Origin of the sequence: Nocardia sp. NBC_01499, assembly GCF_045040275.1 — a bacterium.
In the GTDB taxonomy this organism is placed as follows: domain Bacteria; phylum Actinomycetota; class Actinomycetes; order Mycobacteriales; family Mycobacteriaceae; genus Nocardia.
This window is the reverse complement of the sequence record NZ_CP109426.1, coordinates 6,366,629-6,391,450: the sequence shown is the minus strand read 5'-3', so window position 1 is coordinate 6,391,450 and position 24,822 is coordinate 6,366,629. Positions and strand designations below refer to the sequence as shown.

General features: G+C 67.2%; 26 protein-coding genes and 4 tRNA genes. 10 read left to right on the top strand and 20 right to left on the bottom strand.

Features of this window, described 5'->3' with window-relative positions:
* Nucleotides 1-10 precede the first annotated feature (10 nt).
* The 11 genes from OG203_RS29305 to OG203_RS29255 form a co-directional block, all read right to left on the bottom strand.
* The gene (locus OG203_RS29305) at nucleotides 11-541 is read right to left on the bottom strand and encodes an NADPH-dependent FMN reductase (protein ID WP_405160472.1); all 531 of its coding nucleotides are present in this window, start codon (nucleotides 539-541) and stop codon (nucleotides 11-13) included.
* A gap of 187 nt (nucleotides 542-728) precedes the next feature.
* The gene (rplA, locus tag OG203_RS29300; RefSeq protein ID WP_405160471.1) at nucleotides 729-1,442 is read right to left on the bottom strand and encodes a 50S ribosomal protein L1; all 714 of its coding nucleotides are present in this window, start codon (nucleotides 1,440-1,442) and stop codon (nucleotides 729-731) included.
* Between the two features lie 112 nt (nucleotides 1,443-1,554).
* A complete protein-coding gene (gene rplK, locus OG203_RS29295; protein WP_150399757.1) occupies nucleotides 1,555-1,989 on the bottom strand; it encodes a 50S ribosomal protein L11 in 435 nt (144 codons plus the stop codon).
* A gap of 96 nt (nucleotides 1,990-2,085) precedes the next feature.
* Nucleotides 2,086-2,805 (bottom strand): transcription termination/antitermination protein NusG, encoded by a 720-nt coding sequence (gene nusG / locus OG203_RS29290; RefSeq protein WP_405168044.1) that lies wholly within the window; start codon nucleotides 2,803-2,805, stop codon nucleotides 2,086-2,088.
* A gap of 253 nt (nucleotides 2,806-3,058) precedes the next feature.
* Nucleotides 3,059-3,496 carry a preprotein translocase subunit SecE gene (secE, locus tag OG203_RS29285; protein ID WP_405160470.1) on the bottom strand — a complete coding sequence of 146 codons (438 nt, stop codon included), beginning with the start codon at nucleotides 3,494-3,496 and terminating at the stop codon, nucleotides 3,059-3,061.
* 17 nt (nucleotides 3,497-3,513) lie between these two features.
* Nucleotides 3,514-3,586: transfer RNA gene (locus tag OG203_RS29280), tRNA-Trp, on the bottom strand.
* 246 nt (nucleotides 3,587-3,832) lie between these two features.
* Complete coding sequence (locus OG203_RS29275; protein ID WP_405168043.1) at nucleotides 3,833-4,891, bottom strand: fused (3R)-hydroxyacyl-ACP dehydratase subunits HadA/HadB; 1,059 nt, start codon at nucleotides 4,889-4,891, stop codon at nucleotides 3,833-3,835.
* Nucleotides 4,892-5,158: 267 nt separating this feature from the next.
* A complete protein-coding gene (gene rpmG, locus OG203_RS29270; RefSeq protein ID WP_014988500.1) occupies nucleotides 5,159-5,329 on the bottom strand; it encodes a 50S ribosomal protein L33 in 171 nt (56 codons plus the stop codon).
* Nucleotides 5,330-5,370: 41 nt separating this feature from the next.
* Nucleotides 5,371-5,446: transfer RNA gene (locus tag OG203_RS29265), tRNA-Met, on the bottom strand.
* 89 nt (nucleotides 5,447-5,535) lie between these two features.
* A tRNA-Thr gene (locus tag OG203_RS29260) sits at nucleotides 5,536-5,608 on the bottom strand.
* Between the two features lie 212 nt (nucleotides 5,609-5,820).
* Nucleotides 5,821-5,903, bottom strand: a tRNA-Tyr gene (locus OG203_RS29255).
* Between the two features lie 164 nt (nucleotides 5,904-6,067).
* Here OG203_RS29255 and OG203_RS29250 point away from each other — a divergent pair.
* On the top strand, nucleotides 6,068-6,559 hold the full coding sequence (locus tag OG203_RS29250; RefSeq protein ID WP_357385561.1) for a YajQ family cyclic di-GMP-binding protein: 492 nt from the start codon (nucleotides 6,068-6,070) through the stop codon (nucleotides 6,557-6,559).
* Between the two features lie 104 nt (nucleotides 6,560-6,663).
* Here OG203_RS29250 and htpX read toward each other — a convergent pair whose 3' ends face one another.
* Nucleotides 6,664-7,539 carry a zinc metalloprotease HtpX gene (htpX, locus tag OG203_RS29245; RefSeq protein ID WP_405160469.1) on the bottom strand — a complete coding sequence of 292 codons (876 nt, stop codon included), beginning with the start codon at nucleotides 7,537-7,539 and terminating at the stop codon, nucleotides 6,664-6,666.
* Nucleotides 7,540-7,780: 241 nt separating this feature from the next.
* Nucleotides 7,781-8,803 carry a polyprenyl synthetase family protein gene (locus OG203_RS29240; RefSeq protein WP_405160468.1) on the bottom strand — a complete coding sequence of 341 codons (1,023 nt, stop codon included), beginning with the start codon at nucleotides 8,801-8,803 and terminating at the stop codon, nucleotides 7,781-7,783.
* 183 nt (nucleotides 8,804-8,986) lie between these two features.
* Between OG203_RS29240 and OG203_RS29235 the strand changes: the two genes are divergently transcribed.
* On the top strand, nucleotides 8,987-10,252 hold the full coding sequence (locus OG203_RS29235) for a geranylgeranyl reductase family protein (protein WP_405160467.1): 1,266 nt from the start codon (nucleotides 8,987-8,989) through the stop codon (nucleotides 10,250-10,252).
* 77 nt (nucleotides 10,253-10,329) lie between these two features.
* Here the strand turns inward: OG203_RS29235 and OG203_RS29230 are convergent, their stop codons facing one another.
* On the bottom strand, nucleotides 10,330-10,836 hold the full coding sequence (locus OG203_RS29230; RefSeq protein ID WP_405160466.1) for a DUF2505 domain-containing protein: 507 nt from the start codon (nucleotides 10,834-10,836) through the stop codon (nucleotides 10,330-10,332).
* A 39-nt stretch (nucleotides 10,837-10,875) separates the two neighbouring features.
* Between OG203_RS29230 and OG203_RS29225 the strand changes: the two genes are divergently transcribed.
* Nucleotides 10,876-11,328, top strand: a complete 453-nt coding sequence (locus OG203_RS29225; RefSeq protein ID WP_405160465.1) for a DUF3592 domain-containing protein — start codon at nucleotides 10,876-10,878, stop codon at nucleotides 11,326-11,328.
* A 1-nt stretch (nucleotide 11,329) separates the two neighbouring features.
* Here OG203_RS29225 and OG203_RS29220 read toward each other — a convergent pair whose 3' ends face one another.
* A complete protein-coding gene (locus OG203_RS29220) occupies nucleotides 11,330-11,695 on the bottom strand; it encodes a cupin domain-containing protein (RefSeq protein ID WP_405160464.1) in 366 nt (121 codons plus the stop codon).
* Between the two features lie 56 nt (nucleotides 11,696-11,751).
* Here OG203_RS29220 and OG203_RS29215 point away from each other — a divergent pair, with 56 nt between their 5' ends.
* The 4 genes from OG203_RS29215 (at nucleotide 11,752) to OG203_RS29200 (ending at nucleotide 18,522) form a co-directional block, all read left to right on the top strand.
* Nucleotides 11,752-12,219 (top strand): MarR family winged helix-turn-helix transcriptional regulator, encoded by a 468-nt coding sequence (locus OG203_RS29215; RefSeq protein ID WP_405160463.1) that lies wholly within the window; start codon nucleotides 11,752-11,754, stop codon nucleotides 12,217-12,219.
* Between the two features lie 87 nt (nucleotides 12,220-12,306).
* The gene (locus OG203_RS29210) at nucleotides 12,307-13,446 is read left to right on the top strand and encodes a glycosyltransferase family 4 protein (protein ID WP_405160462.1); all 1,140 of its coding nucleotides are present in this window, start codon (nucleotides 12,307-12,309) and stop codon (nucleotides 13,444-13,446) included.
* 85 nt (nucleotides 13,447-13,531) lie between these two features.
* Nucleotides 13,532-14,236, top strand: coding sequence for a demethylmenaquinone methyltransferase (locus OG203_RS29205; protein ID WP_405160461.1), 705 nt, complete (start codon nucleotides 13,532-13,534; stop codon nucleotides 14,234-14,236).
* Nucleotides 14,237-14,349: 113 nt separating this feature from the next.
* Nucleotides 14,350-18,522 (top strand): molybdopterin-dependent oxidoreductase, encoded by a 4,173-nt coding sequence (locus OG203_RS29200; RefSeq protein WP_405160460.1) that lies wholly within the window; start codon nucleotides 14,350-14,352, stop codon nucleotides 18,520-18,522.
* A gap of 13 nt (nucleotides 18,523-18,535) precedes the next feature.
* Here the strand turns inward: OG203_RS29200 and OG203_RS29195 are convergent, their stop codons facing one another.
* Entirely contained in the window at nucleotides 18,536-19,570 is a 1,035-nt protein-coding gene (locus tag OG203_RS29195; RefSeq protein ID WP_405160459.1) for an aldo/keto reductase, read from the bottom strand.
* An 81-nt stretch (nucleotides 19,571-19,651) separates the two neighbouring features.
* Between OG203_RS29195 and OG203_RS29190 the strand changes: the two genes are divergently transcribed.
* A complete protein-coding gene (locus tag OG203_RS29190) occupies nucleotides 19,652-20,290 on the top strand; it encodes a TetR-like C-terminal domain-containing protein (RefSeq protein WP_405160458.1) in 639 nt (212 codons plus the stop codon).
* Between the two features lie 68 nt (nucleotides 20,291-20,358).
* Here OG203_RS29190 and OG203_RS29185 read toward each other — a convergent pair whose 3' ends face one another.
* Nucleotides 20,359-20,937 (bottom strand): TIGR03086 family metal-binding protein, encoded by a 579-nt coding sequence (locus OG203_RS29185; RefSeq protein ID WP_405160457.1) that lies wholly within the window; start codon nucleotides 20,935-20,937, stop codon nucleotides 20,359-20,361.
* 210 nt (nucleotides 20,938-21,147) lie between these two features.
* On the opposite strand from OG203_RS29185, the gene OG203_RS29180 reads away from it, so the two are divergent.
* Nucleotides 21,148-21,384 carry a hypothetical protein gene (locus OG203_RS29180; RefSeq protein ID WP_405160456.1) on the top strand — a complete coding sequence of 79 codons (237 nt, stop codon included), beginning with the start codon at nucleotides 21,148-21,150 and terminating at the stop codon, nucleotides 21,382-21,384.
* 121 nt (nucleotides 21,385-21,505) lie between these two features.
* Nucleotides 21,506-21,712 (top strand): hypothetical protein, encoded by a 207-nt coding sequence (locus OG203_RS29175; RefSeq protein ID WP_405160455.1) that lies wholly within the window; start codon nucleotides 21,506-21,508, stop codon nucleotides 21,710-21,712.
* Between the two features lie 36 nt (nucleotides 21,713-21,748).
* Here OG203_RS29175 and menD read toward each other — a convergent pair whose 3' ends face one another.
* The 3 genes from menD to OG203_RS29160 form a co-directional block, all read right to left on the bottom strand.
* A complete protein-coding gene (gene menD / locus OG203_RS29170) occupies nucleotides 21,749-23,392 on the bottom strand; it encodes a 2-succinyl-5-enolpyruvyl-6-hydroxy-3-cyclohexene-1-carboxylic-acid synthase (RefSeq protein WP_405160454.1) in 1,644 nt (547 codons plus the stop codon).
* Nucleotides 23,393-23,553: 161 nt separating this feature from the next.
* Nucleotides 23,554-24,000 (bottom strand): DUF6918 family protein, encoded by a 447-nt coding sequence (locus tag OG203_RS29165; protein ID WP_405160453.1) that lies wholly within the window; start codon nucleotides 23,998-24,000, stop codon nucleotides 23,554-23,556.
* Nucleotides 24,001-24,085: 85 nt separating this feature from the next.
* Nucleotides 24,086-24,742: a PaaI family thioesterase gene (locus OG203_RS29160; protein ID WP_405160452.1), complete on the bottom strand. Its 657-nt coding sequence runs from the start codon at nucleotides 24,740-24,742 to the stop codon at nucleotides 24,086-24,088.
* Nucleotides 24,743-24,822: the final 80 nt, after the last annotated feature.

Below are 24,822 nucleotides of genomic sequence, written 5' to 3'. Positions count from 1 at the left end.
TTCGGCGTGGTCAGGCCTTCGATCGCGCTATCAGTTTGTTCAGCGTTTCGAGTGCGCCACTGCGGAATTCGGCGGTGGCCACCAGGCCGTCCGGTCCGAGGTCGTCGCGGCCGACCGGCAGCCGGGCACAGCCGTCGGGGTCTACGTCGGCGCCGACGTAACCGAGGACAAGCGCCAGGGTCGCGGCGGCTCCTTCGCCGCGGCCGGGTGCGGCCGCGTTGATCCACGCGGTCGGCTTCTCGTATAGGTCGGCGTTGCCGACGGTCCAGTCCAGCAGGTTCTTCAGGCTGCCCGGCAATGTGCCCGCGTATTCGGGGGTACAGAACAGGACCGCGTTCGCTTGCGAAAGCTGTTCGCGCAGTGCGAGAACCGATGGGTGCCCGGTGCCGTCGTCGTCCGGGTTGAAGGCGGGTAGCTCGGCGAGGCCGTCGAACCAGCGCACGTCGACGCCGTCGGGAGCGATCGCCTTGACCGTGCGCAATGCGGCGGAATTGGTCGAGGCACCACGGGTGCTCCCGGAGATGAGCAGGACAACCGTCATCTCAGGGCCAACGACGACGGGCCCGAAATTAGTTCCCGGCCAGACCCTGCCCGGGAATGCGCTAAGGGCGGGAACGCGAATCGCGTTCCCGCCCTTAGCGGATAACTCAGGTGCTACTTGCTGGCCGTTTCGAGCGACCTGCAAGCAGTCGCTACGCTGGCCGTTTCGAGCGACCTGCAAGCAGTCGCTACGCGTCCTCGTCGAGGAGGTTGCGGGTGCGGTTCGGGTCCACCGGGATGCCCGGTCCGGTGTTCGTCGAGACCGTCACCTTTTTGACGTAGCGGCCCTTGGCGGTCGACGGCTTGACACGCAGGATCTCCTCCAGCGCGGCGCCGTAGTTCTCCACGAGCGCGGCATCGGCGAAGGAGGCCTTGCCGATGACGAAGTGCAGGTTGGCCTGCTTGTCGACGCGGAAGTTGATCTTTCCGCCCTTGATCTCGTTGACGGCCTTGGTCACGTCGTTGGTGACCGTGCCCGTCTTCGGGTTCGGCATCAGGCCACGCGGTCCGAGGACGCGCGCGATCCGGCCGACCTTGGCCATCTGGTCCGGGGTGGCGATCGCGGCGTCGAAGTCGAGCCAGCCGCCCTGGATCCGCTCGATCAGGTCTTCGGCGCCGACGGCGTCCGCACCGGCGGCTTCGGCCTCAGCGGCCTTCTCGCCGGCCGCGAACACGATGACGCGGGCGGTCTTACCGGTGCCGTGCGGCAGGTTGACCGTGCCACGAACCATCTGGTCCGCCTTGCGGGGATCGACGCCGAGACGGACGGCGACCTCAACGGTCGCGTCGGTCTTGGTGGTCGCGGTCTCCTTGGCCAGCCGCGCCGCGGCGAGCGGGGAGTACAGCGCGTCGCGATCGACCTTCTCGGCCGCGGCGAGATACGCCTTGCTTCGTTTTGCCATGATTCTCTGTCCTTAGTTTCTGGTTTCAGCCGTGGTTATCGGGCCTGGCCGGCCCTCCCACCTGGAGCGGTTGGCTGGTCGTTTCGAGCGACCTGCAAGCAATCGCTACGGACTAGCCTTCGACGGTGATACCCATCGAGCGAGCGGTACCCGCGATGATCTTCGCCGCCTGGTCGATGTCCTTGGCGTTCAGATCTTCGGCCTTGGTCTTGGCGATCTCCCGGACCTGGTCCATGGTGATCTTCGCGACCTTGGTCTTGTGCGGCTCAGCCGAACCCTTCTGCACACCGGCGGCCTTGAGCAGCAGCCGAGCGGCGGGCGGGGTCTTCAGCTTGAAGTCGAACGAGCGATCTTCGTAGACCGAGATCTCGACCGGGATGACGTTGCCACGCTGCGACTCGGTCGCGGCGTTGTACGCCTTGCAGAACTCCATGATGTTCACGCCGTGCTGACCGAGCGCAGGACCCACCGGAGGGGCGGGGTTCGCCTGGCCGGCCTGGATCTGAAGCTTGATGATCCCGGCGAGCTTCTTCTTCTTGGGGGGCATCTTTCTTTCCTAGGTGTCTGTTTTCCTTGCTCTTTGCAAGTCCTGGTGAATCAACCCGTGGTCCGGGCCGATTCATTCCGTCGAGGACGGAACGTCTTAGATCTTCGCGACCTGGGTGAAGCCGAGCTCCACCGGGGTCTCGCGGCCGAAGATCGACACGAGCACCTTGAGCTTCTGCTGCTCGGCGTTGACCTCGGAGATGCTGGCGGGCAGCGTCGCGAACGGGCCGTCCATCACGGTCACCGACTCGCCGACCTCGAAGTCGACCTCGATGGTCGGCTTGGAGACCGACTCGGTGGCGGACTCGCCCGAACCCGAGGCACCAGCGGCGGCCGGAGCCTTCTTCTGCTGGGCGGCCGGGACGAGGAACTTCACCACGTCGTCGAGGGTCAGCGGCGACGGACGCGAGGTGGCACCGACGAAACCGGTGACACCGGGGGTGTTGCGCACCGCGCCCCACGACTCGTCGTTGAGTTCCATCCGGACCAGGATGTAGCCGGGCAGCACCTTGCGGTTGACGTTCTTGCGCTGGCCGTTCTTGATCTCGGTGACCTCTTCGGTCGGCACCTCGACCTGGAAGATGTACTCCTCGAGGTCGAGGTTCTGCACGCGGGTCTCGAGGTTGGCCTTCACCTTGTTCTCGTAACCGGCGTAGGAGTGGATGACGTACCAGTCACCGGGGGCGCGACGCAGCGCGGCCTTCATTTCGGCGACGGGGTCGGCAGGCTCTTCGTCGATGGGAGCGGCCTCGGCAGCGGCTTCCTCTTCGGTCTCCGTCTCGGAGTCCGAAGAGTCGGCGGAACCCTCGGAGTCCACGTCCTCGGAGTCTTCGACGGTCGTGGCGTCTTCGGTCGTGGGATCCACCACCGCGTCCTCGACCGGGAACTCTTCGTTTGTGTCGTTCTCCGGGGTGCTCACTGGGGCACTCGCTTCCTGTGTCGTCACGTACATCCTCTGCGTGCCGGGGCCGGGCGCGCGGCGGAACTAGGTCCGCCCGGGTCTGCCCCGGGATCGGCGGGCATCGGCTGACCCGTTCGAGCGACCTGCAAGCAGTCGCAAGCGCCGGTTTCTAGCCGAACAGCCAGTTGACACCCTTGATGAACGCCAGATCCAATCCGCTGATGAACGCGACCATGAAGATCACGAACACCAGAACAACGCTCGTATAGGTGACCATCTGCTTCCGGTTGGGCCAGATCACCTTTTTCAGTTCCGCGACTACTTCACGCAGGAACTTGATCAAACGCTTGAACGGGTTGAAGCTCCGTTTGCGTTCGGCCCGATCGGTCTTGTCTGCCTTGCGCGACGCAGGACGATCCAGTGTGGCGATCGAACCAGTGTCGGACGACGCGTTGCGGGTCCGCCGGGCGGAACGCTTGCCGCTCGGCCGAGCTACCCCGGCGGTGTCATCGCCGTCGTCGGCCGCATGTGCGCCCAGGCGATCTTCCCGCTCGCTCACGTCGATCCTTTCGTCGCTGGCTTGCTGGTTCTTTCGAGCGACCTGCAAGCAGTCGCTACGGAAGGCAGGGGCGACAGGACTTGAACCTGCAACCTGCGGTTTTGGAGACCGCTGCTCTGCCAGTTGAGCTACGCCCCTTCGGTTGGATCCGTGTTGGCCGTCCAACCACTGTTCGGTATTCAGTTGTTCAGTTCCGGTGTCACACAACACGCGCGCTACTCCGGCAGTTGCCGGCCCCATCGGCGAATTCTCGCGAACTCGCTTGGAACCAGCCCTACAGAGCAGCGCGCAGCGGCTGGTGACCCCAGAAACCTGAGTGTACGTTACCGTCCGCGTCGTTTGCCAATCAGGGTCAGTCGACCAGGTCAGGACCCCGGCGGGCCGTCAAGCGAGTTGAACGGTGGCCGTCGCGCGCCCGAAGATCTTGCGCCCCGCCGACTTCGCCACGATGGCGACGACCGCGGTCCGCGTCTCCGGATCCACGGACTTCACCTTACCGGTGTACTCGATCTCGGCGGCCTCGTCCGTCCCCACATAGACCGGGCTGGTGAAGCGGACGTTGTACTCCTTGACCGCGCCGGGATCGCCGAGCCAGGAGGTGACGAAGCCGCCGCCGAGGCCCATGGTGAGCATGCCGTGCGCGACAACGTCTTCCAGGTCGACGAGCTTGACGACCTCGTCGCTCCAGTGGATCGGGTTGGCGTCGCCGGAGACTCCGGCGTAGTTCACCAGGTCGCCTCGGGTCAGCCGGACGATGCGCGCGGGCAGTTCGTCGCCCGCCGCGATGTCGTCGAAGCTGATCGCGTGCTTGCTCGGCGCGACCTCGGGCACCTTGGCGATGGCAAGGGGCGCGGGCGGGTTGGCGCGCGGGCGATGATCCGGTGCGTCTTCGCCGATGCCGTGCATCAGCACGTTGCGCACCACCTCGTTGAGGTTCGGGTCGATATCGCCGCCGCTGCGGCCGATCAGCGTGGTGTAGGTGGTGAGCACCAGCTCGTCGTTCTGCGCGGTGACGATGTTCTTGGTGACGATGATGTCGCCGCCGAAGGCCTGCCGGAACGAGTGCAGGTAGACGTCGCAGACCAGCTGGTCGCCGACCTTGATCGGCCGGTGGAATTCCAGGATCTGGTCGGTCTGCAGGATCTGGCTCAGGTCGTAGCCGGTGACAATCTGCTCGAAGAGCTTGCGCTGGGCCAGAATGCCGACCAGGGAGATGAAGGTCAGCGGCGCGAGCAGGCCGTCGTGGCCGTACTCCTGCGCCAGGTCCTCGTCCCAGTGCACCGGGTGGTAGTCCTGCACGGCGCGCGCGTATTCGCGCACCTTCTCGCGGCCGACCTCGTAGTAGTCGTCGACGCGGTAGTGGTGACCAACCATCGAGGCCGCGTGTGCCGCGGGGTCGAAGGTCTCGACCGCCTGAACCGCTTCATCTGTACCGGTGTTGATTGTCACGGGTGGACTGTACCTATCTGACCCCGAAATCCGGAGTCGGCGGAGCGTCTACGGCTGCGCCTCGCTGACGCTCGGCTCCGCCGTAACCGCTGAGGCGGCTGTCTTGGTGGTTCGCTCGCTACGCTCCCTCACTACCGCACTCGACCGAGAAATGCGTCAGGGCCGGACAAACGTCCGGCCCTCGCACTGGCACGATCCGAGATTGTCCAGAGCATTCAGGCTCTGGACACCGATCCACGCGGCAGCATCACGCGTGGCGGACTAGCGGGATTCTTTATGTCCCCGGTGCGTGCCGCAGTTCGGGCAGAACTTCTTGAGTTCCAGCCGATCCGGGTCGTTGCGCCGGTTCTTCTTGGTGATGTAGTTGCGGTGCTTGCACTGCTCGCAGGCCAAGGTGATCTTTGGCCGGACATCGGTGGACTTCGCGGCCACGATATTCCTTCTTTCGGGTCAACCAGTTGGTCTGATCGGTTTGGTAGCGATGGCCGGACTTGAACCGGCGACACAACGATTATGAGTCGTTTGCTCTACCGACTGAGCTACACCGCCACGGGGTCGCATTGCTGTAGTGCCGCGCCCGGCCCCACCGGAGTGGAACTATATGCGATGCCGAGTCGGTCACCACCGGCAATCCGGCGAGCCCCCTAACGGAATCGAACCGTTGACCTTTTCCTTACCATGGAAACGCTCTACCGACTGAGCTAAGGGGGCATGACTACTTTCGCACCAGGCTCCAAATACCCGACCCCGGCGCGGCGAAGTCTTGAACGAGGTTACACACCCAACGGTCAGAGCTCCAAACCGGGTGGTCAGAAGCCTTTTTCGGCGGCCTCCGCGGCACGTCGGGGTGCGGGGAGCCGCTGACAGACCCGTACCAACGAAAAACCCCCGTAGATCAAAGTTCGATCCACGGGGGTTTCCGGTGGCAGATGTAGGATTCGAACCTACGTAGGTTTTCACCGACGGATTTACAGTCCGCTCCCATTGGCCGCTCGGGCAATCTGCCGTGCACTGAGTGCGGAGAGCAGAATACATCGCAACCGCACCCCGAATGCAAACCGGCTGGCCATCGGCCATGCGGCGGGACTACGGTCGCGCTCCGGGGTACAACTAACGGTGACCGATCAACCGGTCGAGCGAGCAGTTGGACCGCCAGGACAGGAGCGAAGTGTGGCCGATTCGTCATTCGATGTCGTCAGCAAGGTCGAACGTCAGGAGGTCGACAACGCGCTGCATCAGGCGGAGAAGGAGCTGACCACCCGCTACGACTTCCGCAACACCGGCGCGGCCATCGAGTGGTCCGGCGAGGACAAGATCGTGCTGACGGCCGAGGCCGAGGAGCGGGTCAAGGCGGCGCTTGATGTGTTCAAGGAGAAGCTGATTCGCCGCGACATCTCGCTCAAGGCGTTCGACGCGGGCGAGCCGGTCGCCTCCGGCAAGACCTACAAGATCACCGGAACGCTGGTGCAGGGCATCGACACCGAGCATGCGAAGAAGATCACCAAGAAGATCCGCGACGAGGGCCCCAAGGGCGTCAAGGCGCAGATCCAGGGCGAGGAACTGCGGGTGAGCAGCAAGAAGCGCGACGATCTGCAGGCCGTCATCTCGCTGCTGAAGGGCGAGGATTTCGGCATCGCACTGCAGTTCGTCAACTACCGATAGCTGGCTCGCGAGCCGCTCATGACACGAGTGGTGGGGCGCGCCAAGCGATTACGGCTTCCGGAATTCGCGCTCGCGCCCCGGCCACCTGTCGCTGAAGTGCTGGCTCAGTAGCGCCGCGGACCGCCCGCCATTTCCTCCAGGCGAGCAATGCGCTCAGCCATCGGCGGGTGCGTGGAGAACCAGCGCGCCGCGCGCTCACCCGTGCGAAATGGGTTGGCGATCATCAGGTGTGACTGAGCGGTCAATTGCGGCTCAGGGGGCAAGGGGGCGGCTTGCACGCCGCGCTCCAGCTTGCGCAGGGCCGAGGCGAGGGCGAGCGGGTCGCCGGTGAGTTCGGCGCCGGACTGGTCCGCCTGGAATTCGCGGGAGCGGGAGACGGCCAGTTTGATCAGGCTCGCGGCGATCGGGCCGAGCAGCGAGACGAGTAGCACGCCGAGCATATTGGGGCCATCGCCGTTGCGATTACCGCCGAACGCCGAGGCGAAGAAGGCCAGGTTGGCCAGGCCGGAGATGACCGCGGCCAGCGCGCCGGCGACCGACGAGATGAGAATGTCGCGGTTGTAAACGTGCGATAGCTCGTGACCGAGCACCGCGCGCAGCTCCCGCTCGTCGAGGATCTGCAGGATGCCGCTGGTACAGCAGACCGCGGCGTGCCGTGGGCTGCGACCGGTGGCGAAGGCGTTGGGGGCGTTGGTCGGACTGATGTAGAGCCGCGGCATCGGCTGGCGCGCGGTGGTCGCCAGCTCACGCACGATCCGGTAGATCACCGGCGCTTCCAGCTCGCTGACCGGCTGCGCGTGCATGGCCTTCAACGCGAGCTTGTCGCTGTTGAAGTACGCGTAGGCGTTCATGCCGACGGCAAGCAGGATGGCGATGATCAGGATCGTCGGGCTGCGGAACAGCGCACCCGCGACCACGATCAACGCCGACAGGCCGACCATCAATCCGAACGTCTTGAACCCGTTCGCATACCCGTGCATGTCCGCCTCTCCGCGTCTCTAGGCCAGACTCGACTGCCGCGAGATCGGCGTCGGCGCCCGGCGGTAGAAGCTCGTGTCAGTAAGCCCGTACCCGGCGAGTTACCCATGTGCTCACGAGATCAGTTGTCACTTCGAGCTCCGAAATCGCACGGGCTCTCTGACCAAGAGCATCACATGAGGTCAACGATGAGGGCCGAGCAAAGGTTCCTGATCGAAACGTAGCGAGGCTGCGTCGCCTGCCTCAGCCGACACGCTCGATCGTGTAGCGAACGAGGTGTTCGAGGGCGTCGTTGGCCGGTCCGGCGGGCAGGTTGGCGAGTTCGGCGTGCGCGATGTCGGCGTAGCCCTGCAGCTTCTCCTTGGCGAGCATCATGCCGCGCGAGCGGGAGAGCAGGTCGAGGGCCTCTGCCACCTCGGCGTCGGTCTCCAGCGGCCGGGCGAGCAGTTTGCGCAGGCGGTCGCCCTCGGTGCCCTCGTCGCGCAGCGCGTACAGCACCGGCAGCGTGTGCACGCCCTCGCGCAGGTCGGTGCCCGGGGTCTTGCCGGACTGCTCGGCGGCCGAGGAGATATCGATGATGTCGTCGGAGATCTGGAAGGCGGTGCCGACCGCGTCGCCGAGGCGGGCCAGCCGCTCGACGTGCTCGGTACCCGCACCGGAGAAGGTGCCGCCGAATCGACCGGAGGCCGCGATCAGCGAACCGGTCTTCTCCCAGACGACACGCAGGTAGTGCTCGACCGGGTCCTGTGACTCGCGGGCGCCCATGGTCTCGCGCATCTGGCCGGTGACCAGTTCGGCGAAGGTTTCGGCGATGATCCGCACGGCGTCAGGGCCGAGAGTCGAGGTAAGCCGGGACGCGTGCGCGAACAGGTAGTCGCCCGCCAGGATCGCGATGTTGTTGCCCCAGCGGGAATTCACGCTCGGGGCGCCGCGGCGCATGGTCGCCTCGTCCATCACGTCGTCGTGGTAGAGCGTCGCGAGGTGCACGAGTTCCACGACGGTGCCCGCGGTGATCAACGCGGGATCGGTCGGGCGCGGGCCGAGCTGGCCGGTGAGGATGGTGAACAGCGGACGGAACCGCTTGCCGCCCGCCCTTGCCAGGTGCAGCGCCGCCTCCTGCAAGAAGTCCGCACCGTCGGACAGCTCGGTGACCAGGAGCTTCTCGACCTCTTCCAGGCCGTTGCGCACGGTCGCCGCGAGCTCGACGTCGACGAGGTCGACCCCGGCAACCACCGTGCTCTCGTCCTTCACAGCCGATGTGCTCATTTCTTCTCCCACCGATCCGTCCGACCCCACGATAGAGAACCTAGCGTGTCCCCAGCCGATGGCCCATGAACACCATCACTATGCGGTGTATCAGACACATTCGCACACCGTTGTCGGCGGGCGCGCCGCCGGTGACGCGCCCGCCGTCGACACGAACAAGATTGCCCTGCAAGTATTGAGGTCATGGGTTCACCGGAAGTCACCCCCGCGGGCGGGGACGCGCTGCCCGCCAGGGCCGAGGTGCTTGTCGTCGGGGCAGGCCCGGCCGGCTCGGCGTCGGCTGCGTGGGCCGCGCGCGCCGGCCGGGACGTGGTGCTGCTCGACTCCGCCGTCTTTCCCAGGGACAAGACCTGCGGCGACGGGCTGACCCCGCGCGCGACGGCCGAGCTGGAACACCTCGGCCTCGGCGACTGGCTGCGCGCGCACACCGTCAACCACGGCCTCCGGATGACCGGCTTCGGCAAGGAAGCACTGCTGCCGTGGCCAGCCGGTTCCTTCCCGACGTACGGAAGTGCCGTTCCCCGAACCGAACTCGACGACAAGCTGCGCGAGACCGCGATGAAGTCCGGCGCGCGGATGATCGACGGCACCAAGGTGGTCGATGTCACGCGCGCGGGCGACCTGGTCACCGGTGTGACCGTGCGGACAGCGGCGGGCACGCACACCATCGACTGCGCGACGCTCATCGTGGCCGACGGCGTGCGCTCGCCGATCGGACGGCTGCTCGGGCGCACCTGGCATCGGCAGTACGCGTACGGCACGGCGGCCCGGGCCTACATCAAGTCCGGCCGCAGCGACGACCAGTGGATCACCTCGCATCTGGAATTGCGCGACGCCGACGATGCGCTGGTCCCCGGCTACGGCTGGGTGTTCCCGCTCGGCAACGGTGAGGTCAATATCGGGGTCGGCTCGCTGGCCACCGAGAAACGGCCCTCGCACATCGCGCTGAAGCCATTGCTCGAGCACTACACGAAGCTGCGTTTCGACGAGTGGCAGTTCGAGGGTTCGCTGCGCGCGGTTGCCTCGGCGCTGTTGCCGATGGGCGGCGCGGTGTCGAATGTGGCCGGGCGCAACTGGGTGCTGGTCGGCGACGCGGCGGGCTGTGTGAATCCGTTGAACGGCGAGGGCATCGACTACGGCCTGGAGGGCGGGCACATGCTGGCCAAGCTGCTCGATGAGCCGGACCTCACCCGCATCTGGCCCGAATTGCTGCGCGCGAAATACGGCCGCACCTTCTCGGTGGCGCGGCGGATCGCCGGGCTTGCCACCCATCCTCGGATGGTTCCGATCGGCGGGCCGCCGGTAATGCGGTCGAAGTACTTGCAGCGCACGGCGGTTCGGGTGATGGGAAATCTGGTCACCGACGAGGACGTCGACCTGACCGCGCGGGCGTGGCGGGCCGCGGGCCGGATGTCCATGCGCACCGACGAGCTTCCCCCCTTCTCCTGACAGGTTCTCGGGGATTCCCAGTAACCGAGCGGCCCGCCGTTCCGGCGAAAACCGGAACGGCGGGGGCTGGTCCTGAATCAGGCAGGCGCCTGGGCCGCGACCCACTCCTCGATGAACTTGCGCTCGCTGTTGAGCACGCGGTGGTGCAGCTGCTCGGCGAGGGGTTCGATGGCGCCGCCGACCAGCGGCACCTTCACCTGCACGGTGCCGACCACCTCGATCTCGGAACCCTCTGCGGTAGAACGCATTTCGTAGGTGCCCGACATCTCGGTGTTGATGCCGCCGGTGGCGCCCTCGAAGGTGCCCTTGGCGACCTCACCGGTGAGCGCCTGCCAGTTGTCGGTGCGCGAGAGCATGAGCTCGCTCTTGAGCACCTTGCTCACCACGCTGGGAATCTTGTCCTGCGCGGCCTTCTCGGTCATGTGGATGCGGATGGTGCCCGAACCCTCGGGGTGCGAGAGGTCCAGTGTGGCGGTCTCGGCGTCGGCGAAACGCGCCTGCCAGACCTTGTCGTCGGTAAGTGCCCGGTGAAGATCTTCGACCGGGACGGCATAAGGCACGGTGAAGCTGAATTTTCGGGACATGCGCGACACCGTATCCGAGTCGGTCGGTAGCCTGTTGCAGTGTTGGAAACCACCCAGTCTGATCGGCGCTCGATCCGCCTGCGGCGGGCCAGAATCGGCGTGCTCACGGCTGCCACGGTGGTCAGCGTGCTCGTGGTGCTTCTGGTGTTCGCCGCCTGGCGTAACGACTACCTGATCAGCTCGGACAAGGGTGTGGCCAGCGCCGAGGTGCTCTCCGCCGGTCGGCTGCGCTCGGCGGTCATGTTCGTGACACCGGACGGGGAGACACACAATCCGAAGGTCGGCGTGCTGTATCCGACCAACCTCACCGCGGGCGAGCGCATCAGGGTCGAGTACAACCGCGCGGATCCCGATCTGGTGCGGGTGGAGGGACGCGATGTGCGCGTTGCCATTCCACCCGCGTTGTCGGTGATCGTCGTGGTGTGGCTGGTCGCCTTGCCGACGCTGTGGCTGCTGCGGCGGCTCGGCAGGCGACGGCCGAAATCGAGCTGACCTACTGAGCCCACGGCGGCGCCAGCCTGCTGCCGTCGGGCATGGTGGCCGCGAAGCCCGCCGCGATCGCGACGAACGCCTCGGCCGGTTCGTCGCCAGGATTACTCACCGCGATCGGGCTGCCCGCTGGCACGACGATCGCATCCCCCGCCTCGACCAGCTGCCCGCTGACGTCGAGTTGGCCGCCGACGACCATGAAGATCTCGTCGCGATCGAGCACGTGCGACCCGTCGGCCCGGTGTTGCGGCGCGATGGTGAGCCGCCAGGTACAGACCTCGGCCGAGCCGCGACTCGGCGATGCCATGGCGGTGAATTCGGCGCCTGGCATCTCGAAGCGCGGGGCCTCTGCGGCTTTGATGACGAGCATGTCACTCCTAAATAGACAAGTAAGCTTGTTCAAGTTGGCTTGTCTATCATGACGATATGACGGCACCTTCGCAAGACCTGGATCTCGGCATCGTGCTCGGCCTCGGCTATCAGGAGTTCGTGCGCGAGCTCCGAGAAACCGTGGCGGCACAGGGTTTCGAGGACAGCGGACGCTCCGACGGATACGTGCTTCGCTCACTGGCGCGCAAGCCGATGAACATCAGCGAACTGGCCGAACGGCTAGAGATCACCAAGCAGGGCGCGGCCCAGATCGTCGACGACATGCAGCGGCGCGGCTACCTCGAGCGGCGCGACGACCCGAACGACCGACGGGCCAAACTGCTGTACCCGACCGAGCGCGGCAACGATCTGCTCAGCGCCGCGCGGAAGTTCCATCGCCGCTTCGAGCAGCGCCTGGTCCGCGCGCACGGCGCCGAAGCCGTTGCCGTGCTGCGCACCATGCTCGGCGCGATCGCCACCGAGGAGAACATGGCCGATCCACGATTCCACGCCTTCGGCATGTGAACTCCGGCCCGAGGAGTTCGCTCGATCTTTAGGTGTCCTTCACGCTTGTGTGGCGACACGGCGCGCTGCGGCGGTCACCCTGAGGTGGTGCGTGTAGCGATCGTTGCGGAGTCGTTTCTGCCGAATATGAACGGCGTCGTCAACTCCGTGCTGCGGGTGGTCGATCACCTGGACCGGCACGGCCACGACGCGTTGATCATCGCGCCGGACACCCCGCGCGGGTTGCCACCGGCCGCCCGATGGCACGAGCGGTTCCGGGTGCACCGGGTGCCTGCGGTGATGGTGCCGAAGATCAGTTCGCTGCCGGTGGGGCTGCCGCAGCCTGGCATCGTCTCGGCGATCGAGGACTTCGACGCGGACGTGGTGCATCTGGCCTCGCCGTTCCTGCTCGGCGCCGGCGGGCTCGGGGCGGCGATGCGGTTGGATCTGCCGACGGTCGCGGTGTATCAGACCGATGTCGCCGGTTTCGCCAAGAGCTACGGGCTCGCGCTGGCCAGCCGGGCGGCCTGGGCCTGGACGCGGCGCATCCACGAGGGCGCGACCAGGACGCTCGCCCCGTCCCGCGCGGCGGCCGAGGACCTGGCACAGCACGGCATTCCGCGCGTGCACCGATGGGGACGTGGCGTTGACATCGCCCGGTTCAATCCGGCCGCGCGCCGCACCGAACTGCGCGACTCCTGGCTCGACGGCGACAAGCTGGTGGTCGGCTTCGTCGGACGACTCGCGCCGGAGAAGCACGTCGAGCGGCTCGCGGTGCTCGGGAAGGACCCCGACATCCAGTTGGTGATCGTCGGGGACGGGCCGGAGCGGGACCGGCTCGCGCGGATGATGCCGACCGCGGTGTTCACCGGCGAGCTCGGCGGCGATGCCCTGGCTCAGGCGTACGCGAGCCTGGACGTGATGGTGCACGCCGGCGAGCACGAAACCTTCTGCCAGGGCGTGCAGGAGGCCCTGGCCTGCGGCATCCCGGTGATCGGTCCCGACGCGGGCGGCCCGCGCGATCTGATCGCGCACTGCCGCAACGGTTATCTGCTGCCGGTCGACCGCTTCGCCGAACTACTGCCGAGTGCGGTTGCGGCGCTGCATGATCCGGTGCTGCGGGCCCGATTCGCCGGTGCCGCACGCAAATCGGTGCTGCACCGCACCTGGCCCGCGATCTGCACCGAACTGATGGGGCACTACGCGGACGTCACCGGCACCCGAATGCGGCTTCCGCATACGGCATAACGGACGCGGGTCGCGCGGCTTCGATGTGACCGAGCAATCTCCGTACCTGCCTCGGCATGCCGCGTCGTGGACGTTAGGGTCAGGCGTGGCGAAAACAGAACCGAGTCGGGCCTCGTTGGACAAGCAGCCGCACGAGGTTGCGTCGATGTTCGATGGTGTCGCGCGACGCTACGACCTGACCAACACGGTGATCTCCGGTGGCCAGGATCGCTATTGGCGCTGGGCGGTGCGCAAGGCGCTCGCGCCACGGCCGGGCGAGCGGGTGCTCGACCTCGCCGCCGGCACCGGGGTGTCCACGCTCGATCTGGCGAAATCCGGCGCCTGGTGCCTGGCCGCCGACTTCTCCCAGGGCATGCTCGCCGCGGGTAAGCACCGCAAGGTGCCGATGGTGGCGGCCGACGCGATGGCGCTGCCGTTCGCCGACGACTCGTTCGACGCGGTGACCATTTCCTACGGGCTCCGCAACGTCGCCGATCCGGACGTCGCGCTGCGCGAGATGCTGCGGGTAACCAAGCCGGGCGGTCGGCTGGTCATCGCCGAGTTCTCCACGCCGATCGTGCCGGGTTTCCGCACGGTGTACATGGAATACCTGATGAAGGCGCTGCCGAAGGTGGCCCGCGCGGTCAGCAGCAACCCGGACGCGTATGTCTATCTCGCGGAATCGATTCGGGCCTGGCCGAACCAGCGGCAACTGGCGCTGCGGATCGCCGAGACCGGATGGTCGTCGGTGAAGTGGCGTAATCTGACCGGGGGGATCGTCGCGTTGCATCGGGCGTACAAGCTCGGCTGACCAGCGATCTACATCACACCTCACCGAGAGCTTTTCCGCTGGTGAGGGTCATTGTCACACGTCGATAACGCGCGGTAAACCGGCCGCAATCGACGATGGCCATGATCGGGAGCATGGTGGACGCAGGCACGAGAACCGCGGACGGCACCGCGCGGACGGCATGCTCATACTGTGGCGTCGGCTGCGGCATCACGGTGCGGACCCGTGCGGGCGCCGACGGGGTGCCGGTCATCACCAAGGTCAGCGGCGACAAACTGCACCCGGCCAACGCGGGCAGGCTGTGCACCAAGGGCGCCACCCATCTGGAACTCATGCGCACGCCCGGCCGGATGGAGACCGCGTACCGACGGCCGGAGCGCGGTCAGCAACCGGTGCCGGTGCCGGTCGACGACGCCGTGCGCGAGGCGGCCGACCGGCTGCGCGCGATCCTGGACGAGCACGGACCCGACGCGATCGCGTTATACGTCTCCGGGCAGATGTCGCTGGAGGCGCAGTACCTGGCGACCAAGCTGGCCAAGGGCTATCTGCGGACCGTGCACATCGAGGCCAACTCGCGGTTGTGCATGGCGAGTGCTGGCACCGGATACAAGCAGTCGCTCGGCGCGGACGGCCCGCCCGGCTCTTACGACGACTTCGAGCACGCCGACCTGTTCTTCGTGATCGGCGCGAACATGGCCGACTGCCACCCGATCCTCTACCTGCGCATGGCCGATCGGCTCAAGGCCGGCGCGAAGCTGATCGTCGTCGATCCGCGGCGCACCGACACGGCGGCCAAAGCCGATCTGTTCCTGCAGATCGCGCCGGGCACCGATCTGGCGCTGCTGAACGGTCTGCTGCATCTGCTGGTCGAAAACGGTGACATAGACCAGGATTTCATCGCCGAGCACACCGAGGGCTGGGCCGGGATGGGCGAGTTCCTCGGCGACTATCCGCCCGCGCGGGTCGCCGAGATCACCGGGCTCGCCGAGGCCGATATCCGCACGGCCGCACGATTGATCGGCGAAGCGGGCGAGTGGATGTCGCTGTGGACGATGGGGCTCAACCAGTCCACCCACGGCACCTGGAACACCAACGCGATCTGCAATCTGCACCTGGCCACCGGCGCCATCAGCCGCCCTGGCAGCGGGCCGTTCTCGCTGACCGGACAGCCGAATGCCATGGGCGGGCGGGAAATGGGGTACATGGGCCCCGGGCTACCCGGCCAGCGCAGCGTGCTCTCCCCCGCCGACCGCGCCTTCGTCGAAACCGCGTGGGGGCTGGAGTCCGGCACCGTGCGCGGGGAGGTAGGGCCGGGGACCATCGAGATGTTTCGCGAACTGGCCGCCGGAAAGATCAAGGCCGCCTGGATCATCTGCACGAATCCCGTTGCCACCGTGGCCAACCGGAAGACGGTGCTCGACGGTCTGGAGACCGCCGAGTTGGTGATCGCCCAGGACGCCTACACCGAGACCGCCACCAACGCCTATGCCGACCTGCTGCTGCCCGCCACGCTGTGGGCCGAAGCCGATGCGGTGATGGTGAATTCGGAACGCAACGTCACCCTGCTGCAGCGTTCCGTCGATCCGATCTGCGACGCAAGACCGGACTGGCTGCTGATCGCCCAGGTTGCCACCGCGATGGGTTTCGGCGGATTCGAGTTCGCCTCCAGCGCCGAGGTTTTCGCCGAGATCAAGCGGTTCGCCAATCCGGTCACCGGATATGACCTGCGCGGCATGGATTTCGAGCGGCTCAGGCAAGGGCCGATGCAGTGGCCGTGTCCCGACGGCGCCCGCTCGCGCAACCCGATCCGCTACGTCAATGATGGGGTCAGTCAGCACCTGTACGTCGACGCGGACGGTCATCAGCCGAGGCTGGCGTTCGCCACGCCGAGCCGTCGCGCCGTGTTCTGGCCGCGTCCGCACCTGCCGCCGGCGGAGATGCCCGACGACGACTTCCCGTTCCTGCTCAATACCGGTCGGCTGCAGCATCAATGGCACACCATGACCAAGACCGGCAAGATCGGCAAGCTGACCAAGTTGACCGGGCAGCCGTTCGTCGAGGTGCATCCGGCCGACGCCGAACGGCTCGGGCTGCGGGCCGACGACCAGCTCGAAATCGCGTCGCGGCGTGGGCGGGCCGTGCTGCCGGTGCAGCTCAGCGACCGGGTGCGACCGGGCGATTGCTTCGTGCCGTTCCACTGGAACGACGAGCACGGTGAGTATCTGACGATCAACGCGGTGACCAATGACGCCGTCGATCCGGCCTCGCTGCAGCCGGAGTTCAAGGCGTGCGCGGTGTCGCTGCGCCGGGTGGCCGTGCCGGCGGCGGACAAGCCGGAATCGCCTGCGGTACCGACGCCTTCGACGGCCACCGCGCATCCGTTGGCCGCCGTGTTCGGGCTGGACGCGGCCGCGACCCCGATGCTCAGCGAGACCGAGCGGCTCTATCTCAGCGGGTATCTGGCCGCGCTACAGGCGGTTCCGGTGACCGGGCTGCCCGTGCTGCCCGCCGCCGCGCCGATGTCCGCACAGAGCAGGCTGTGGATCGATGGCGTGCTGGCGGGCATGTACTCCCGCGCATCGACTGCCGCGCCCGACGCGGCGCCCGCGCACCCGGTGACCGTGCTGTGGGCATCGCAGACCGGGACGGCGGAGGAACTCGCCGCGACGGTGGCCGCGCGGCTGACCGAATGTGGTTTTGCGCCAAGGCTGCTCGACATGGACTCGTGCGCGGTGGCCGAGCTGGCCGGTGACGTGCTGGTGATCAGCAGCACCTTCGGCGACGGCGGGCCACCGGACAACGGCGCCGACTTCTGGAGCCGGCTCGACGGCAGCGCGATTCAGCTCGCCGCCGTGCGCTATGCGGTGTTCGCGCTCGGCGACTCCTCCTATGACGACTTCTGCGGGCACGGGCGCAAATTGGACGAGAAGTTCGCCGAATACGGTGCGATGCGGCTACTTACGCGGGTCGACAGCGAGCCGGACTTCCAGGAGCCCGCCGAGCGCTGGCTCGATTCGATCGTCGGCATACTCGGCGAGGCGATGGAAGGCGCTGTGCCGGAAGATGTTCCGTCGAAACCCCGCAGCCGACCGACCGACAACAGAACCATGACGACGGTGCTCGCCCGAGCCGCCGCCCCCGCACCGGGACGCACCCGACGACAGATCGCCTCGTTCACTCGTCAGGCGCCGGTGCCCGCACCCTTGGTGCGCAACGAATCACTGACCCGCGACGGCTCTTCGAAAGAGGTGCGGCAGTTCGGCTTCGATCTGCGCGGACTCGAAGCCGACTACGAGGTCGGCGATTCGCTCGGCGTCTGGCCGACCAACGACGCGGCACTGGTGAACGAGTGGCTCGCCAGCACGGGGCTCGACGGCCGCCGGATCATCGAGCTCGACGATCGGGAACTGTCGCTGGCCGAGGCATTGCGCACGCACTACGACATCAGCAAGGTGAGCAACGACCTGCTCACCTTTATCGCCGAACGCAATTCGAACGTCCGGCTGGCGAAGCTGCTACGGCGCGACAACCGCAACGAGCTCGACAACTATCTGTGGGACCGCCAGGCCGTTGACGTGCTGCGCGACTTTCCGGTGCGGGCCGATCTGGTCGACTGGCTCGGCACGCTGAAAAAGCTGCAGCCGCGCCAGTATTCGATCTCGTCGAGCCCGCTGGTGAGTCCCGACGAGGTGCAACTGACCGTCGGCATCGTGCGCTACGGCGATCCCGCAACCACCGGATCGTCGGCCCGGCGCGGCGGGGTCTGCTCGACCTTCCTCGCCGATCGGGCGGGCACCGACCCCACCGCCGTGCCGATCTTCCTGCAGCGCGCACCGCATTTCCGCCCGCCCGCCGACCCGACGGCACCGATGATCATGGTGGGCCCCGGCACCGGCATCGCGCCGTTCCGCGGCTTCCTGCACGAGCGTAGAGAACTCGGCTGCACCGGCCGCAACTGGCTGTTCTTCGGCGAACAGCACGCCGCGCGAAACTTCTACTACCGCACCGAACTCGAAGACATGTTCCGCTCCGGCTTCCTCACCCGCCTCGACCTGGCCTTCTCCCGCGACCAGCGCGAGCGAATCTACGTGCAGCACCGCATGATCGAACACGGCGCCGAACTATGGTCCTGGCTGTCCGACGGGGCCCACCTCTACGTTTGCGGCGACGCGACAAGGATGGCGAAGGACGTGGACGACGCGCTGCTACGTATCGCCCGCGTGCACGGCAACCTCGACGAGGCCGGTGCCCTCGCCTTTCGTAAACAACTGGTCGCCAAGAAGCGCTACGTCCGCGACGTCTACTGAGGTGCTACTTCGCTTACACCGCAGGCGGATTGAGGCGGGCGAAGTCGGGGAGGCGGTAGTACGGGTAGTAGGGGTACGGCGGGGTGGTGGCGCTGGTTTTGTCCAGGCGAGCGATCTGCTCGGTGGTGAGTTCCCAGCCGACCGCGCCGAGGTTCTGGCGCAGTTGATCCTCGTTGCGGGCACCGATGATGACGGTGGCGACGGTCGGACGGCGCAGGAGCCAGTTGAGGGCGATCTGGGGCACAGTCTTGCCGGTTTCGGCGGCGAGTTCGTCCAGGACGTCGACCACGTCGAAGAGTTTCTCGTCGTCGACCGGCGGGCCCGCCTCGGCGGTTCGGTGCAGGCGGCTGCCTGCCGGAAGGGGTTGGCCGCGACGGATTTTGCCGGTGAGCCTGCCCCAGCCGAGGGGACTCCAGACGACCGCGCCGACGCCCTGGTCTCGGCCGAGTGGCATGAGTTCCCACTCGTAGTCACGGCCGACAAGTGAGTAGTAAACCTGGTGCGCGACGTACCGGGTCAGGCCGTGTTCGTCCGCTGCGGCAAGGGATTTCATGAGTTGCCAACCGGCGAAGTTGGACGCGCCGAGATAGCGGATCTTGCCCGCGCGGACCAGATCGTCCAGTGCGGCAACGACTTCCTCGACCGGGGTGCCCGCGTCGAAGGCGTGCAGCTGGAACAGGTCGAGGTAATCGGTGCCGAGCCTGCGCAGCGCGGCCTCTACGGCGCCGATCAGCCTGGCGCGGCCGGAACCGGCCTGTGTCGGGCTCGGTCCGGTGGGCAGCGATGCCTTGGTGGAGATGAGCAGTTGATCGCGCCTGCCCTTGATGGCCGCGCCGAGCACCTCCTCCGAGGCGCCGTCGGAGTAGACGTCCGCGGTGTCGAACATCGTGACGCCCGCGTCCAGGCTGATGTCGATCAATCGCCGTGCCTGCGCGGCATCGGTGTCACCCCAGGCGCTGAACAATTCTCCCCGTCCGCCGAAGGTGCCCGCGCCGAAGCTGAGGGCCGGGACGAGCAGACCTGACGCGCCGAGCCGCCGATACTCCATCTCGACTCCTAAAGGGTCTATAGTTCCGTTAACACATCGAACGTACACCCGTTCGACGGCAAATGAAACTGGAGTCCCATTATGATCGACGACGATGCGGCCCCCGGCTCCGTTCGCCCTGGTGGCCGCACAGCGCGCGTCCGCGAGGCCGTGCTGCACGTCGCCGGTGACCTGCTGGCCGAGCGCGGCTTCGCCCACCTTGACCTCGCCGAGGTCGCCGCGGCGGCCGAGGTCGGCAAGACCACCGTCTATCGGCGCTGGCGCAATCCGACGGGGCTGGTCACCGACCTCCTGGTCGACATGGCTGAGCAGTCCGTGCCGCACGCTGACACCGGATCACTGCTCGGCGACCTGACCGCCAACGCCCGCCTCGTCGCCAAGACGCTGACAGATCCGCGCCAGGGCAAGCTCTTTCAGGCCGTCATCGCCGCGGCGACCTGTGACGAGTCCGCCGCCACCGCCCTGCGTCACTTCTACGACGTCCGCCTCACCGAATGGTCACCCTGTGTCGAACGGGCCATCGAACGCGGCGAGGCGCCCGAGGGCACCGATGCGCGCGCCGTGCTGTCGGCAGTGTCCGCCCCGCTGTACTACCGCCTACTGGCCAGCGGCGATCCGATCGATGACCACGCCGCGACCGCCGCGGCCCGCGCCGCCGTAAACGCCGTCACCGCAGGCATATTCGTCGCGGACGCCCCAGAAACCACGCACGCCTTCTGATTTCCCGCACCGAATTCGCATGCGATGCCAGGTGCGGGAAACCAGAAGGCGTGCGGGGCCCGGTTCGGCTACGCGGGCCAAGCGGCGCTGCGGCCGGTGAGGGCGAGCACACGGTCGAGCGCGCAGGCCTCGGCGGGGACCGGGAGCACCGGCCCGAAGAGACCGGGGGTGCCCTCGGGCGGGGTCGCGCGGAGCAGGTCGAGCAGGACGGCGAGGTCGCCCGCGGTGGCGGTGAACGGCTGGCCGGTGGCCTTGGCCAGATCCCAGCCGTGGATGACCAATTCGTCGAGGGCGATCATGGCCATCACCGCGGCCTGCTCGCTGACGCCGCCCGCCTCGGTCATGCCATCCCAGGCGTCGGGCTCGCGCCAGGCACCGACGAGCGCCTTCAGCTGCGCGGGAATGCGGCTGCGCCAATCGCCGGGCAGCGCGCGCTCACCACCCACGGTGGGCGCGATCGACCCGCCGACGGCCTCCTTCGTCGCGGCCTGCCGAAACGCCTCGGTCAGGTCGACGACGTGGACGAGCAGCTCGCGCACGGTGGTCTCGGCGCACGGTGAGTCGGCGCCGAGCTGGTCATCGGTGATCTGGCCGACCACGGTCTCGAGTGCGGTGGCGGCGGGTTCGAAATCGAATTCCGGGTTCATCGGGTTCTCCTGGGCAAGCGGGACGTCTCTGGTTGTGCAGACGATGCGGCGCCACGGGATTCATCGGTGCCCGCCCGGCGCGAGTTCCGGGGGGGCGAAGTCGCGCGGCGCCCCGCGGCCGAATTCACCCGGCTACCAAGGCCGCCCGACGCCACCCGCCGCGACCAAGTCGTGACAGCGAAAAGTGCTGGAAAAGCGGACAATTGGTAGATGAAGGGTGATCGAGTGGAGATCGTTGTCGACTTCGGTGACGGGTCTCGCAGTTATGAAGTGGTCGCCACCCGTGCGGGTCGGCGAGTCGAGGTGCGCATCGCGCGCGGCGTCGTGGAAGTGAGCGAGGTGACGCGGACCGGGACACCGGTGCGGACCGCGCGGTTCATGGCGGGCCGCACGCTGGCGCTTGTCGAATTTCCCGCCAACGGAACCGGGGCGCTCGACGGCGAATAACCGGACGCCACGGGGTTGCTAGTGACCCGAACGGGAGGCATGCTCGACAGTGTCCGCCTCGATTGTGGCGTGCCACGACGGGTACGCCCGCCGACGAGGCCACTGCGGAGAGGAGCGCACCATGACCGATCGCAGCACATCCGCCGACATCTACGCCGTTCCGGAGGCCGACCTCGCCGAGCAGTCGATCCCCGCGAATCCGAATGACCTCGATGACGCGCCCGATGGCGTCGCCCCTGACCTCGCCGACACTTGGAACGCCGACCCGGCCGACGTGATCGACCAGTCGATCACCGTCCCCTTCGACGACGAACCGGAACCCGCCTGACCGTTCCGAAAAGGAGTGCGGCACACGGGCTTGCGCTCAGGGCGCGATCTTGGCACGCACCGTCGCGTGCAGCTCGCGCAAGCTGGAACGCTCGGTCGCGACTTCGAGCACCCGGGTGCCGTGCGCGTTGCCGGCCAGTTCGACGGCCAACTGCTGGGGATCGACCTGCCGATGCGGGATGCGATAGGCCGCACACAGCGCGGCGAGATCCATCCCGTGCGGCGTGCCGAAGACGCGCTCGAAGACACCCGCGTACTGCGGATCGCCCTGCTCGAGCAGCTCGAAGATGCCGCCACCGTCGTCGTTGGCCACCACGATGGTCAGATCGGCGGGCCGTGGCTCACCGGGACCGATCAGCAGGCCGGACGCGTCGTGCAGGAAGGTCAGGTCGCCGATCAGCGCGACGGTTCGACCCTCGTGCCGCAGCGCCGCACCGACGGCCGTTGACACGGTTCCGTCGATGCCGGCGACACCGCGGTTCGACAGCACCCTGATGCCGGGCCTCGGATGCGACACCAACGCCGCGTCGCGCACCGGATTGGAGGCGCCGAGCAGTAGCTGATCGCCGTCGCGCAGCGCGTTCATCACCACGGCGGCCACGTGCAGGCCGGTCGGCTTCGGGTGGCGGTCGAGTTCCTCGCGCACCACCTGATTCGCCTTCGCGTCGAGTTCGCGGCAGTACGCGAGCCACTCCGGCCGGGGCGCGCCGGTGGTGACCGCCCTGGTTCCGGTGCCGAGCACATTGCCGGAGACATCGGGCCAGCGCGGGCCAGTGGTGAGCGCGTAGACCCGAACAGCCGGGTCGGCAAGGACTTTGGACACCTGACGATGCAGGGTCGGCCGCCCGGTGATGATGGCCTGGCGCGGCTTCAGCAGCGGCAGCGCGAGCGGATGCAGGGCGGGACCGTGCATCGGGGCGGTGGGTTCCGCGACGGTGGGCAGGTCGGCCAGTTCCGGCCGCAGCCCGGCGCCGTGCCCGGAGATGACGACGGTGTCGGGGGTGAGATCGAGATCGATCGGCACGTCGAGGGTGGCGTACTGGGTCTTGGTCCACGCCTGGTCGTCCGCGCGCCCGTCCGGCGCGAGCTCGCCCGGCGCGAGGTCGGGTACCAGCGGCTCGCGCAGCGGGATGTCGAAATGCACCGGGCCCGCGTTGCCGGAACGGGTGCCACGGGCCGCCGCGAGCACCCGGCAGACGGCCGAGCGCCACTGGCTGTTCTGATGCCCGTACTCCGCGCAGTCGGCGGTCAAGGCCTCTTTCTCGGCGAGGCCGAGGCTGATGGTGGCGCGGACCTGGCTACCGAACAGCCCGAGCTGCTCCACCGTTTGATTCGCGCCGGAACCGAGCATCTCGTACGGCCGGTTGGCGCTGAGCACGACCAGCGGAATGCGGGCGTAATTGGCCTCGAGCACGGCAGGGCCGAGATTGGCCACCGCGGTCCCCGACGTCATCACGACGGGCACCGGCAGCCGACTGGCCACCGATAAACCGATGGCGAGGAAGCCCGCGGTCCGCTCGTCGATGCGCATGTGCAGCCGCAGCCGCCCGGCGGCGTCGGCGGCCTGCAGTGCGAAGGCCAGCGGTGCGTTGCGTGAGCCGGGGCACAGGACTACATCTCGCACACCCCCGCGCGCGAGTTCGTCCACCACGACCTGCGCTTGTGCTGTAGACGGGTTCACGTCTCCAGCCTCTCAGACAGTGGGCGTCCCGTCTGCGTCGCCCTGCTCACACCAGGCCTGTCGGCCGGGCCACGCCGGACAGCAGAACGCGCCGCACATCGGAAAGCACGGCCGCGGGCGGCCGGTCGATGTGCGACGCGTTCGACGTGCACGGTGTTAATTCAGTTGGCGTGCTTCTGAATCAGGTCGCCGACACGCGGCAGCGCCTCGATGACGTTCTTCTTCGCCGACGAACGCATCGACGAGTAGACCTTCTTCAGCGCGGGCCGGGTGGACGCGTCAGCGCGGGCGTCGGTGACCGAGAGCAACGCCTCGGCGACCTGATCGGACTTGGCGACCAGCAGATCGCCGAACGTGCCCGACCCCGTAGCGGCGTATTCCTGCCAGAACGGGTCAAGCTGCGCAACGAGTTTGGGCGCCAACGACGCCAGTGCGTCAGGCACGATCGACGGGCTGATCTTCTTGACCGCCGCGTAGCCACCCTTCACAGCCAGGCCGGACGCACCACCCTTGTCCGAGACCTCGGCATCAAGAACCTCGACGGCATCGGCAAGAAAAGCCGGGCGCTTGGCGTCGTCGAGCAGGGATTCAGACAGTGCTGCAACCACTTTCAGGTCCTCCGGAATAGGTTTCGATGAACGAGCAGGCGCAACTATACGCATCATCGCGCAACTGGTCGCGGCACTCACCGGCTCAAGGCTGCCACGGCAGCAACTGCACCATCAATCCTTCGCAGTCGGCGAGCACATTGCCCTGCTCATCGAGCAATTCGGCGGTGATGAAGGTCTTGCGCCCCTCGGTGCGATCGACACGACCGCGCACCGTCAGCGGCGTCTCCAGCGGAGTGATCTTGCGATAGTTCACATGCAGATACGCGGTGCGGCTGATCGGTCGTCCGGCGTAGTGCACGATCATGCCGAGCAGATCGTCGAACAGCAGCGGCAGCACGCCGCCGTGCGCCGCGCCGTTGCCGCCGAGATGGAAACGGCGGAACTCACCGGTCATCCGGATGCCGTCCGGGCCCGCCTCGACCACACGCCACGGCAGCAGCAGAAGGCTGCCACGCCCGGGCAATTCGACGGCGCGGCCCGCGGGTCCCTGGAGTTCGGGTGCGCGGTACGGCTCGAGCAGCGCGATGAGTTGTTGGGCCTGATCGAGCGCGGCACCGAAGACCTCGTCGGGCGCGTCCACCGAAACCGCGAGATCCTGCAGCGTCCGCATCGCGTCGACGAACGGGCCGAAGTTGGGCCCGATCTTCGCGCGGGACACCTTCGGGAATCCCCCGTGCTTCTCGTACCGGGACTCGTCCACCGCACTGCGGTCGATAACCGGTTTCACTCGATCACTCATATATGCACGGTAACGCGTTGTTTTACACCGTCAAGTCGTGACTGTTTCGCATACCAGGTCAACCGACTCAGAGCCGACGG

What these genes read in the sequence shown, in the direction of transcription:
- OG203_RS29305 (WP_405160472.1), bottom strand. Translation starts at nt 541, where the DNA reads ATGACGGTTGTCCTGCTCATCTCCGGGAGCACCCGTGGTGCCTCGACC.
- rplA (WP_405160471.1), bottom strand. Translation starts at nt 1,442, where the DNA reads ATGGCAAAACGAAGCAAGGCGTATCTCGCCGCGGCCGAGAAGGTCGAT.
- rplK (WP_150399757.1), bottom strand. Translation starts at nt 1,989, where the DNA reads ATGCCCCCCAAGAAGAAGAAGCTCGCCGGGATCATCAAGCTTCAGATC.
- htpX (WP_405160469.1), bottom strand. Translation starts at nt 7,539, where the DNA reads ATGCACGGGTATGCGAACGGGTTCAAGACGTTCGGATTGATGGTCGGC.
- OG203_RS29240 (WP_405160468.1), bottom strand. Translation starts at nt 8,803, where the DNA reads ATGAGCACATCGGCTGTGAAGGACGAGAGCACGGTGGTTGCCGGGGTC.
- OG203_RS29235 (WP_405160467.1), top strand. Translation starts at nt 8,987, where the DNA reads ATGGGTTCACCGGAAGTCACCCCCGCGGGCGGGGACGCGCTGCCCGCC.
- OG203_RS29230 (WP_405160466.1), bottom strand. Translation starts at nt 10,836, where the DNA reads ATGTCCCGAAAATTCAGCTTCACCGTGCCTTATGCCGTCCCGGTCGAA.
- OG203_RS29220 (WP_405160464.1), bottom strand. Translation starts at nt 11,695, where the DNA reads ATGCTCGTCATCAAAGCCGCAGAGGCCCCGCGCTTCGAGATGCCAGGC.
- OG203_RS29215 (WP_405160463.1), top strand. Translation starts at nt 11,752, where the DNA reads ATGACGGCACCTTCGCAAGACCTGGATCTCGGCATCGTGCTCGGCCTC.
- OG203_RS29200 (WP_405160460.1), top strand. Translation starts at nt 14,350, where the DNA reads ATGGTGGACGCAGGCACGAGAACCGCGGACGGCACCGCGCGGACGGCA.
- OG203_RS29195 (WP_405160459.1), bottom strand. Translation starts at nt 19,570, where the DNA reads ATGGAGTATCGGCGGCTCGGCGCGTCAGGTCTGCTCGTCCCGGCCCTC.
- OG203_RS29190 (WP_405160458.1), top strand. Translation starts at nt 19,652, where the DNA reads ATGATCGACGACGATGCGGCCCCCGGCTCCGTTCGCCCTGGTGGCCGC.
- OG203_RS29185 (WP_405160457.1), bottom strand. Translation starts at nt 20,937, where the DNA reads ATGAACCCGGAATTCGATTTCGAACCCGCCGCCACCGCACTCGAGACC.
- OG203_RS29180 (WP_405160456.1), top strand. Translation starts at nt 21,148, where the DNA reads ATGAAGGGTGATCGAGTGGAGATCGTTGTCGACTTCGGTGACGGGTCT.
- OG203_RS29175 (WP_405160455.1), top strand. Translation starts at nt 21,506, where the DNA reads ATGACCGATCGCAGCACATCCGCCGACATCTACGCCGTTCCGGAGGCC.
- OG203_RS29160 (WP_405160452.1), bottom strand. Translation starts at nt 24,742, where the DNA reads ATGAGTGATCGAGTGAAACCGGTTATCGACCGCAGTGCGGTGGACGAG.